At 58.7% G+C, this 1,838-nt stretch carries 2 protein-coding genes; both read right to left on the bottom strand.

The window, feature by feature from the left end; genetic code table 11:
• Nucleotides 1–8: 8 nt before the first annotated feature.
• On the bottom strand, nucleotides 9–767 hold the full coding sequence (locus tag HTS88_RS21900; RefSeq protein WP_174182292.1) for an amino acid ABC transporter ATP-binding protein: 759 nt from the start codon (nucleotides 765–767) through the stop codon (nucleotides 9–11).
• Complete coding sequence (locus tag HTS88_RS21895; protein ID WP_174182290.1) at nucleotides 764–1,687, bottom strand: amino acid ABC transporter permease; 924 nt, start codon at nucleotides 1,685–1,687, stop codon at nucleotides 764–766. The genes HTS88_RS21900 and HTS88_RS21895 overlap by 4 nt, the downstream gene beginning before the upstream one ends.
• Nucleotides 1,688–1,838: the final 151 nt, after the last annotated feature.

The following is a 1,838-nucleotide window of genomic DNA, read 5'->3' as shown; positions in this document are numbered from 1 at the left end:
TTGAGGGGTTAGAGAACGCGGGCGAGGAAGTCTTTGGTGCGGTCTACCTTGGGGTTTGCGAGCATTTCGCGTGCTGGGCCTTCTTCCACGACGGCGCCGTCGGCCATGAAAACCACACGGTCAGCGACTTCGCGGGCGAATCCCATTTCGTGGGTGACCACGATCATGGTCATGCCCTCGACGGCGAGTGTTTTCATAGCCTCGAGGACTTCGCTGACCAGTTCCGGGTCCAGGGCGGAGGTTGGTTCGTCAAAGAGCATCACTTTGGGGCGCATGGCAAGGCTGCGTGCGATCGCAACGCGTTGCTGTTGGCCGCCGGAAAGGGACGCGGGGTACTCGTGGACCTTGTCTGATAGTCCGACGAGGTCCAGTAGCTCTAAGGCGTGTTTTTTTGCTGCGGTTTTCGGCTGCTTCAGCACTCCCACGGGCGCCTCAATGATGTTCTCAAGCACCGTCATGTGGGGGAAAAGGTTGAAGTGCTGGAACACCATGCCGATGTGCCGCCGCTGCCGGGCCAGCCTGCTTTTCGAGAGTTCATGCAGGTGGCCACGCTGCTCCCGGAACCCGAGCAGGTCACCCTCCAGGAACACCGCACCTGCGTCCAGTGGTTCCAGCAGGTTCAGGCAACGCAGCAAGGTGCTCTTCCCGGCCCCCGAAGGACCGAGAAGGCAGACCGTCTCCCCCTTGGAGACGCTGAGGTTTACGTTGTCCAGTACCGTGTGGTGATGGAACCGCTTGGTCACTGAACGGGCTTCGATAACTGTCATCGGTTTTTGCCTCCTGCTGCCTTGACTGTGGTGCCCAATCGGGCTGTGCCGCGGCCGAACCGGCGCTCAAGCGCCCACTGGCCAACAGACATGATCGAAACGATGATGAGGTACCAGAGAGCAGCGACCACGAGGAGCGGGACAATCTGGTAGTTGCTGGCGTAAATCTGCTGCACCGAATACAGCAAGTCAGACACAGCAATGAACGCAACAAGGGACGTGGCCTTCAGAAGATTGATGGCATCATTTGCGATCGGTGGAATCGCGATCCGCAGGGCCTGAGGGAGAACGATTCGCTGCAGCGTCCGGGCATGCGTCATACCCAGCGACTCGGCGGCCTCAATCTGGCCCTTAGGCACAGCCCGAATTGAAGTGCGTATTACTTCGGAGGTGTAGGCGGCCTGGTGCAGCACGAATGCAACGAAAGCGGCCCAGAACGGACTCAGCAGGTCCTGGGAGGACACGGACCAGAACGGAATCTGGCCCGGGAGCCCCAAGGAGATGTCGGGATAAAGCAACGACACGTTGAACATCAGGACCAAGAGGACAAGGAGCGGGATCCCCCGGAAGAACCACACGAACGCCCAACTGATTGAGCGCAGCACGACGTTCGGCGACAGTCTCATGTTCGCGATGATCGTAGCCAGGATCAGCGCACCAAGCATCGAGAAGATCGTCAACTCAATCGTCAGTCTCAAGCCCGCAAGGACGCGGTCCTGAAACATATACTGCCCAATCACGGGCCAATTCAGCGCTTCATTGGTGCCCAGGCTCCAAACAATCGAGCCAACAATAAGGACCGCCAGTGCTGCGCCCAAAATACGCCAGATGTGGATTCGCCTGGCCAGAGGCGGAATTTCCTGAATCCCCGATGCCCGGGGAACTGATTCCTCTTGTGTCATACCGACCACTTGACTCATTTCAAGTACCTTCGAATTTCTAATAGACGGCGCTCCCGCGCCGGGTCATCGCTGGCTAGACGTGGAGGGAGGAGCCGGACGTAAGAACCGTTATCCGCTGTTCAGCGTCCGGCTCCGAAAGCAACTTCCGCAAAACCTTCCCACCAGCGTT

The sequence above is a fragment of the Pseudarthrobacter oxydans genome, from assembly GCF_013314975.1.
In the GTDB taxonomy this organism is placed as follows: domain Bacteria; phylum Actinomycetota; class Actinomycetes; order Actinomycetales; family Micrococcaceae; genus Arthrobacter; species Arthrobacter oxydans.
This window is presented reverse-complemented; position numbering and strand designations above follow the sequence as displayed.

Excerpts from the sequence above, each read along its gene's own strand:
- HTS88_RS21900 (WP_174182292.1), bottom strand. The coding sequence starts at position 767 with ATGACAGTTATCGAAGCCCGTTCAGTGACCAAGCGGTTCCATCACCAC.
- HTS88_RS21895 (WP_174182290.1), bottom strand. The coding sequence starts at position 1,687 with ATGAGTCAAGTGGTCGGTATGACACAAGAGGAATCAGTTCCCCGGGCA.